Here is an 8,256-nt window from a genome sequence, read left to right as displayed (position 1 = left end):
CCCGGCCCGAATGCGGCCGGACGCGCCGCGGCCGGTAGAATGGGGATGCAAGCTCGCGGAGCGCCCTTTTCACGCTGTCCTCACCACACAGCGGATCGGCGTGAGACGGCACCACTCCGCTGCGCCCTTACCCAATGCTCACGCACAGGAGTTGCCGGATGCCCCGGATCGTTGTCGACGTCATGCCCAAGCCCGAGATTCTCGACCCGCAGGGGAAGGCCATCGTGGGTGCACTCCCCCGTTTGGGCTTCACCGCCTTTAGCTCTGTACGCCAGGGCAAGCGCTTTGAACTGACGGTGGATGGCGAGGTGACCGAGGAGATCCTGGCCCAGGCCCGGAACGCCGCCGAGACGCTGCTGTCCAACCCGGTCATCGAGGACGTCGTCAACGTCGAGGTCGTCGAGGCCTGAGATGACTGAACTCCCCCTGATCGGCGAAGCAATCGCCGTCGCCGCAGAGCCCAGGCTCGCAGGTGCGAAGATCGGCGTCGTTACGTTCCCCGGAACCCTGGACGACCGCGACGCCGTCCGCGCGGTCCGTCTGGCAGGCGCCACCCCGGTGGCGCTCTGGCACGCCGACACCACCCTGGGTGACATCGACGCCGTCGTCATCCCCGGCGGTTTCTCCTACGGCGATTACCTCCGTGCCGGGGCCATCGCCCGTTTCGCGCCGCTGATGGCCAAGATCATCGATGCCGCCAACTCGGACGCCAAACTGCCGGTCCTGGGCATCTGCAACGGCTTCCAGATCCTCACCGAATCGCACCTGCTGCCCGGCTCAATGATCAAGAACGACCACCTGAAGTTCATGTGCCGTGACCAGGTCCTGCGGGTGGAGAACACCACCACTGACTGGACCCGGGACTACACCGCCGGCCAGGAAATCACGGTGCCGCTGAAGAACCAGGACGGGCAGTACATCGCGGACGAGAAGACCCTCGACGCCCTGGAATCGGAAGGCCGCGTGGTGTTCCGCTATGTCGGCTGGAACCCGAACGGCTCCCNCCCGCCGTGACATCGCTGGCATTTCCAACGCCGCCGGCAACGTGGTGGGCCTTATGCCGCACCCGGAACACGCCGTGGAGACCGGCTTCGGTCCCGAGAACGGCTCCGGCACCGAGGGCTTGGGCTTCTTCACCTCAGTACTGAACAAGATCGTGGGAGACAACAAATGACGGAGACGTCGACAGGCCGGACGGCAGGCACCGCCACCGAGACCAAGAAGTTCAACATCGACACCGTCGAGAACGCGGCCAAGTCTCCGGACGTGGAACTCCCCTGGGCCGAGCTGGGCCTGAAGCAGAACGAGTTCGACGAGGTGGTCAAGGTCCTGGGCCGCCGCCCGACCGGCGCCGAGCTCGCCATGTACTCCGTGATGTGGAGCGAGCACTGCTCCTACAAGTCCTCCAAGAACCACCTGCGCCAGTTCGGCGAAAAGGTCACGGATGAGATGAAGAAGGACATGCTGGTGGGCATCGGCGAAAACGCCGGTGTCACCAACCTGGGCGACGGCTGGGCCGTGACGTTCAAGATCGAGTCCCACAACTCGCCGTCGTTCGTGGAGCCCTACCAGGGTGCCGCGACCGGCATCGGCGGCATCGTCCGCGACATCATCTCCATGGGCGCCCGTCCGGTCGCCGTGATGGATCCGCTGCGCTTCGGCGCCATTGACCACCCGGACACGGCCCGCGTCATGCACGGCGCCGTCGCCGGCATCGGCGGCTACGGCAACTCCCTGGGCCTGCCGAACATCGGCGGCGAAATGGTCTTCGACTCCGTGTACCAGGGCAACCCGCTGGTCAACGCCCTGGCCGTCGGCGTCATGCGCCACGAGGACATCCGGCTCGCCAACGCCTCCGGCAAGGGCAACAAGGTGGTCCTCTTCGGTGCCCGCACCGGCGGCGACGGAATCGGCGGCGCCTCCGTGCTGGCCTCGGAGTCCTTCGACGACACCAAGCCTTCCAAGCGCCCCGCCGTCCAGGTGGGCGACCCCTTCGCCGAGAAGGTCCTGATCGAGTGCTGCCTCGAGCTGTTCAAGGGCTCCCTGGTTGAGGGCATCCAGGACCTCGGCGCCGCAGGCATTTCCTGCGCCACTTCCGAGCTCGCCTCCAACGGCGACGGCGGCATGGAAGTCGAACTGACCTCCGTCCTGCTCCGCGACCCCACCCTGACGCCGGGCGAAATCCTCATGTCCGAGTCGCAGGAACGCATGATGGCCGTGGTCACCCCGGAAAACATCGCCGCGTTCGAGGCGGTCATGGACAAGTGGGCCGTGGAGTACTCCTGGCTGGGCGAGGTCACCGACACCGGCCGCCTCATCATCACGTGGGAAGGCGTGGTCATTGTCGACGTCGACCCGCGCACCGTGGCCCACGACGGTCCGGTCTACGACCGCCCGTACGCCCNNNGCAGGACGCCGTGCAGGCCGACGCCTTCACCGGGTCCGTGCAGGATGCCGGCCGCCCGTCCTCCCCCGCGGAACTCGCCGCAGCCATCACCGAACTCGTTGCCTCACCGAACATGTGCAGCAAGTCCTGGATCACCAACCAGTACGACCGCTACGTCGGCGGCAACACCGCCATGGCATTCCCGGACGACGCCGGCGTGGTCCGGGTGGACGAGGAAACCGGCCTGGGCGTGGCCCTGGCCACTGACGCCAACGGCCGCTACACCTACCTCGATCCCTACCACGGCGCACAGCTGGCGCTGGCCGAGGCCTACCGCAACGTCGCCGCCTCCGGCGCCGTGCCGATGGCCGTCAGCGACTGCCTGAACTTCGGCTCCCCCGAGGACCCCGATGTCATGTGGCAGCTGGCCGAAGCCATCCGCGGCCTGTCCGACGCCTGCATGGTCCTGGGCATCCCGGTCACCGGCGGCAACGTCTCGCTGTACAACCAGACCGGCACCACCCCCATCCACCCCTCCCCCGTGGTGGCCGTGCTCGGCAAGTTCGACGACGTTGCGCGCCGCACGCCGTCGGGCTGGAAGGAAGACGGCCAGGCCATCTACCTGCTCGGCACGACGGCGGCGGAACTGGACGGTTCGGAATGGTCCAACATGCGCGGTCACCTCGGCGGCCTGCCGCCCAAGGTTGACCTCGCGGCCGAACGCGCCCTGGGTGAAATCCTGATCAACGCCTCCCGCGACGGCATGGTGGACTCCGCGCACGACCTCTCCGAAGGCGGCCTCGCGGCGGCCCTTGTCGAGTCCTCGCTGCGCTACGGCGTCGGTGCCCGGATCGCCCTCCAGGACGTCCTGGACCGCGACGGCGTGGACCTGTTCACGGCCCTGTTCTCCGAGACCCAGGGCCGCGCCATCGTGGCCGTGCCCCGTTCGGAGGAGATCCGGTTCAAGGACATGTGCACTGCCCGCGGCTTTGCGCACGTCCGGATCGGCGTTGTGGACGCCGAGGGCGGCACGCTGGAGATCAACGGCGTCGACACCATGAACCTTGAGGCGCTCCGCGAAGCCCACGAGGCGACCCTGCCGAAGTACTTCGGCTAGTCCCCACCCACCCCNCCCCGCGCTGGCGCGCCCCCCATCGACTGCTCCGTAACGGCCCTTTTGAACCCTCAAAACGGCAGTTACGGAGCAGTCGTTTTGGTTTACCGGCCCGGACGCCAGCCGGCCTGGACCAGCGCGGCCCGGACCTTGGCCACGGCAGCCTTGGCGTCGTTGTGCATGTGCCGCTTGGAGATCCGGACCTCGGTCCAGCCGAGGGCTGCGTACCGTTCGGAACGGGCAATGTCCCGGACGATCTGCCCCTCGTCTCCATGGTGCTCACCCTCGTATTCGATGCCGATCCTGTATTTCCGATAAGACAAGTCGGGTTCGTGGTGCCGGGTTCCGTCATCGTCGATGATCGGCACGTTCAGTTCTGGTTCCGGCAGGCCGGCGCGGACAATGGCGAGCCTGAGCAGGGATTCCTGCGGCGAATCTGAGCCCACTCGAATGAGTTTGATGGCCTCCCTCGCCTTGCGGAGACCACGCTTTCCTTTGTGGCGGTCGATCATCCGCTGCAAATCAGCGAGGCTGCAGAACGGCATGTCCCTCCCCTCGAGCTCAAGCCGGGGCACCCGGACGCAGCTGTCGCCGGCCACTACAAGTTCGTCCACGGTCAGCATTTCGGCCAGATCCAGCCAGGTCCGCTCCGGGGTGGTGAGGGGAATCCCGTCCAGGAGCGTGATTTCATCGTCGTAGAGCTTCATCCGATGAACGATGACATGTGGCCGGTTGAGATGGGCTGCGCCCTCGGGCCTGATCACGTGGTACATCTGCGGTCCCTCCTTCTGCCGCCGCGCCGGAAGCGAACCAAGCTCCGCCGCGGTGAGGTGCGACGCGGCGCATCGCTCATTGACCTCAATGAAAGGCCGCACTCTCACGCTCAGAGGACGCTCCGGCGCCGGGTCCAGGGAACGAATCCCCCGTCCCAGCGCTTCGAGGGAGCGGTGGCGGAGCCGCTTGCGCGACACGCCGGCCTCCGCGGCCTCGACAACGGTGAACGGGCGTCTCCGGAAATCGTCCGGCAGCGGGCGCGCGGTTTTCATGGCTACATCAGACCAAAACCGCGCCGACGCCGCAGAAGTTATCCACACCATCCATCCACTGCTCCATAGGTGCCGTTATGGAGCCCCAAAAGGGCGTTTACGGAGCAATCGATGGGGGTTAGTCGTCGCTGCGGAGTTCGCGCTGGCGGGCACTGAGCAGTTCCAGTTCGGGGCGGGCGGCCATAAAGCGGTCGACGGCGGCAAGCACCTCGATCACGTGCGCCCGGTCCGCCGCGACCAGCCCGACGCCGATGACGGCACGCCGGTATTGGTCCTGCAGTCCGGCCTCGGTCACAGAGACGTCGAAGCGGCGCTTAAGCTCGGCCAGCACGGGGCGCACGATGGAGCGCTTCTCCTTGAGGGTGTGAACGTCGCCAAGGAGCACATCGAATTCAATCCAGCCAATCCACATGCCTGAATTTTCCCATCGATTGCTCCGCAAACGCCGTTTTGGGGGCTCAAAAGGGCCGTCACGGAGCAACCGATGGGGTCAGACGGTGAGTTCGCCCATCCGGTCCCAGCCCTCGCCGTCGAGCTGGCGGCTGATGATCTGCGGCGTCTCCCGCAGGGCCTGGGGCATGTCCGCCATGGCCTGCTTGAAGTGGGCGCTGTTGACGTGGTCCCCCGCGGCGTCGTCCTTGAAGGCCTCGACCAGCACGAATTCGTGGGGATCCTCGACGCTGCGGGACCAGTCAAACCAGAGATTTCCGGGTTCCTGGCGGGTGGCCCGGGTGAAGTCCTCAACGAGGCCCAGCCAGCGGGCTGACCAGTCGGGCTTGACCTTGAATTTGACGACGATAAAGATCATGGACGTGCCTTTCGGGATGGTGGGACGGTGTTCCATTCTTGCAGGAACCTCAGCAGGCCCGGATCGCTTCCCGGGCCAGTTCCTGCTGTCGAGGGGTGCCAATGCGTTCCGCCCACTGCTCGGCGAGCTGGAACTCCACCATCGCCTCCGTGCAGCGTCCGGCGTCGTGCAGCGTCCAGCCCAAGTTGTTATGCAGGGCCACGAGCCATTGTTTGGTCCGCTCGTCATGCACGGTTGAGGCGTATTCCAACGCGCTGCGGGTCCAGGTTTGGGCGTGGGCCGAGTCGGCAATGGCGAGCATGTGCAGCGCATCCACGGCCAGGAATTCCTCGCCGAGGTGGTCCGCGAGTTCGGCGGCCTGCTCAAAGAGCGGCACGGCCATCTCCGCGTGGCCGCTGGCGTTCAGCACCCGGCCGCGTTCCAGCAGCACCCGGACGGCCACCGTGGGCTCGTCGCCGTCGATGGCGTCCAGCAGCGCGTCGGCTTCCTCGAACCGGCCCTGCAGGCCGATGGCCCGGCCCAACTGCGTGGTCAGCTCCGCGCGTTCATCGGCGTCGTAGGCCGGATCAGACGCTGCCGCGCGGAAGCGGGCTTCCGACAGTGCGGGGTTGTTGAAGTCCCATAGGTGGTCAAGGGTCTGTTGCTTCAGCATTCTGCCTGCTCTCAGTCCACTCCTGCGGCCAGTTCCTGTGCACTCCTAATGTAACGGGAAGTGATGTGGCTCCGCGCCCGCTTCGTCAGTGCGCCGCCCGCCGCGTAGAGCCAGCTGGACGGCACCCCGAAGGCCGTGATGTGGACCAGGACCCGGCCACCCGCATCGATGGAAATCTCGAACGCCTCCTCGCCCCGGACGGGATGCCCGGGGAGGGTCCCGTAGCCGAAGCCGGCGGATTGGGTGCCGTCTCCCGGCACCGGACGGCGGACCCAGACCACCTCGCACGGCGCGTTGATCCGGAACGGCCCGACGCCGAAACCGCTCACCACGCGCGCGCCCGGGACCACGACGTCGGATTCCGCGCGGACCCGCAGCCCTGCCCGTTTCTGCAGCTGCCAGGTCAGCATGCCCTGGACCACGCGGCGGTAGGTGGCCATGCCTTCGCCCACATAGGCGTGGGTGACCAGGCATTCGGCGTCCGCGGGCGGCGGGCCATGCTCCGTGGACCCGATCCCGTCATAGTTCAGCTCTCCGGCCGCGATCCGTGCGTTCACCGCCGGCCGCCGGCCAGCCGCGCCCAGCCGAGCTGTTCCTGCTGGCGCCGGCTCAGCGAAGCCACCACGAGGTCGTAGGAATCCTCGACCATGTCGCGCACCATCGAATCGGACAGGGAACCGTCCAGGCGCACGCCATTCCAGTGCTTCTTGTTCAAGTGCCACGCTCCGGTGATCTCGGGGTGCGCCGTGCGCAACTGCTCCGCCAGGGGCGGCTCGCACTTCAGGCTTACCGAGAAGTCGGCCTCCTGCATGGCGGAAAGGGCGAACATTTTGGCTTCGTGGCGGCTGCCGCCGGACACCGCAACCCGCACCTTGAAGACCGACGTCTCCGGGCCGAAAGGGAAGTCTTCGAAAGCACCGGGAAAGCCAAGGCAGATTCCCCTGAGCGCGGCAACATCCATGGGTTCAGCCTACTTTCATCCACCGACATTCCCAGCCCTGCCCCAGGAGTGGCTCAAGCGACGCCGAGGAAGTCCTCGAGCAGCACGACCTCAAGGCCTGCGGCCAGCTGGGCACCACGGAACGCGGCCAGATCGGCCGCGAACTCGGGCCGGAAGTGCATCAGCACGATGTCCCCCGGGCGCAAGGCGTTGCCATACTGGTAGTCCATGTGACCGGCACTCGATTTGGCCTCCCACGTGACGATCGCCTTAATCCCCGCTGCCGCGGCTGCCTGCCGCATGGCAGTGGAGTAGGCGCCCCCGGGCGGACGGAACAGTGTGGGGCGGCGTCCGAAATGCTGTTGGGCATAGTCCTGCATGCCGGTGATTTCCGCGAGCTGCTTCTGATATCCCATTTGACTGACCATGTTGATGTTGTGACTCACCGTATGGTTCTCCACCAGGCTCCCTTGGGCGGCGAACTGTTTGAAGAAGCCCGGATCAGCCTGGACAAAGTTTCGGGCGAGGAAGATGGACGCCGGGTAGTCATAGTCGGTCATAAGGCCCACCATTTCGGGGGTCCGCGTGATGCCGTCGTCAATGGTCAGGAACACGACCGGGTGTTTCGTTTCGATCTTGGTGAGGACGGGCGCGAGGCCGTGCTGCACCGGCGGCAGCTTGAAATCGGGGATGAAGCCGTGCCGGATGCGCTTGCGTCCCGGGCGCCGCAGGGCCGCCGGCGCGGCCGGACCGGCGTTTAGTAAACGTCCCGCGATCAGTGCCGGGGGCAGCAGCGGCCCGGGACGCGCGGCGGACGCGGTCTCTGCAGAGGCCGCCACCGTGGGTTGCGGAACGGAGCATGCCCCCAAGGCGGTCGCAAGGGAGGCGCCGAGAAGCCCCAGCGCCGCCCGGCGCCCAGGCTGGGCCCGCAACGCGGTCTGGTGCTCTTCGCACATGGTTGGTCCTGGGCTCGAAGGAGGGATGACGGCAGAAGACTAGCAGAGCGAAAAGTCCGGCTCCGACAGCCGCCCCACGCCCGTGATCTAGAGTCCGAAGCGCCGGGCGTCCTGGGCCGGGCAGGCGTTCATGATGACGTCGAGCCCCGCGGCTTTCGCCCGCGCCGCCGCGTCCTCGTCGATGACGCCCAGCTGCATCCAGACAGCTTTCGCGCCGACGGCAATCGCCTGGTCCACCACGGCCCCCACTTTCTGGGAATTCACAAAGCAGTCAACGACGTCGATCGGCTGCTTCTCGGCAGGGATGGCGGCAAGTGTGGCATAGCCGGTTTCCCCGTGCACGGGATCGGCGGG

Annotated in this window: 9 protein-coding genes and 2 pseudogenes; 3 read left to right on the top strand and 8 right to left on the bottom strand. The window is 66.7% G+C overall.

The features are described 5' to 3' along the window. Window positions 1–158: 158 nt before the first annotated feature. From purS to purL, 3 genes and pseudogenes are all read left to right on the top strand, one after another. The gene (gene purS / locus K789_RS0110240; RefSeq protein ID WP_011690410.1) at window positions 159–410 is read left to right on the top strand and encodes a phosphoribosylformylglycinamidine synthase subunit PurS; all 252 of its coding nucleotides are present in this window, start codon (window positions 159–161) and stop codon (window positions 408–410) included. 1 nt (window position 411) lies between these two features. After that, window positions 412–1,174: pseudogene (gene purQ, locus K789_RS22800) on the top strand (phosphoribosylformylglycinamidine synthase subunit PurQ). Beyond that, window positions 1,171–3,503, top strand: a pseudogene (gene purL / locus K789_RS22795) (phosphoribosylformylglycinamidine synthase subunit PurL). Before purQ ends, purL begins: the two co-directional pseudogenes overlap by 4 nt. A 101-nt stretch (window positions 3,504–3,604) precedes the next feature. Here the strand turns inward: purL and K789_RS0110225 are convergent. The 8 genes from K789_RS0110225 to K789_RS0110190 all read right to left on the bottom strand — a co-directional run. After that, on the bottom strand, window positions 3,605–4,546 hold the full coding sequence (locus tag K789_RS0110225; RefSeq protein ID WP_024366675.1) for a hypothetical protein: 942 nt from the start codon (window positions 4,544–4,546) through the stop codon (window positions 3,605–3,607). Window positions 4,547–4,664: 118 nt separating this feature from the next. Continuing rightward, the gene (locus K789_RS0110220) at window positions 4,665–4,958 is read right to left on the bottom strand and encodes a DUF503 domain-containing protein (protein WP_024366674.1); all 294 of its coding nucleotides are present in this window, start codon (window positions 4,956–4,958) and stop codon (window positions 4,665–4,667) included. Between the two features lie 78 nt (window positions 4,959–5,036). Beyond that, complete coding sequence (locus tag K789_RS0110215; protein ID WP_024366673.1) at window positions 5,037–5,354, bottom strand: putative quinol monooxygenase; 318 nt, start codon at window positions 5,352–5,354, stop codon at window positions 5,037–5,039. Window positions 5,355–5,403: 49 nt separating this feature from the next. Continuing rightward, the gene (locus K789_RS0110210; RefSeq protein ID WP_024366672.1) at window positions 5,404–6,006 is read right to left on the bottom strand and encodes a hypothetical protein; all 603 of its coding nucleotides are present in this window, start codon (window positions 6,004–6,006) and stop codon (window positions 5,404–5,406) included. Between the two features lie 11 nt (window positions 6,007–6,017). Continuing rightward, window positions 6,018–6,563, bottom strand: coding sequence for a DUF1990 family protein (locus K789_RS0110205; protein ID WP_024366671.1), 546 nt, complete (start codon window positions 6,561–6,563; stop codon window positions 6,018–6,020). Further along, window positions 6,560–6,967, bottom strand: coding sequence for an MmcQ/YjbR family DNA-binding protein (locus tag K789_RS0110200; protein ID WP_024366670.1), 408 nt, complete (start codon window positions 6,965–6,967; stop codon window positions 6,560–6,562). Before K789_RS0110200 ends, K789_RS0110205 begins: the two co-directional genes overlap by 4 nt. 53 nt (window positions 6,968–7,020) lie before the next feature. Further along, window positions 7,021–7,902, bottom strand: a complete 882-nt coding sequence (locus tag K789_RS0110195) for a polysaccharide deacetylase family protein (protein WP_029704843.1) — start codon at window positions 7,900–7,902, stop codon at window positions 7,021–7,023. An 87-nt stretch (window positions 7,903–7,989) separates the two neighbouring features. Further along, window positions 7,990–8,256: CoA-binding protein (locus tag K789_RS0110190; protein WP_024366668.1), on the bottom strand; the 267-nt coding region annotated here is incomplete at its 5' end.

It is taken from the genome of Arthrobacter sp. TB 26 (assembly GCF_000427315.1).
Classification (GTDB): domain Bacteria; phylum Actinomycetota; class Actinomycetes; order Actinomycetales; family Micrococcaceae; genus Arthrobacter.
This window is presented reverse-complemented; position numbering and strand designations above follow the sequence as displayed.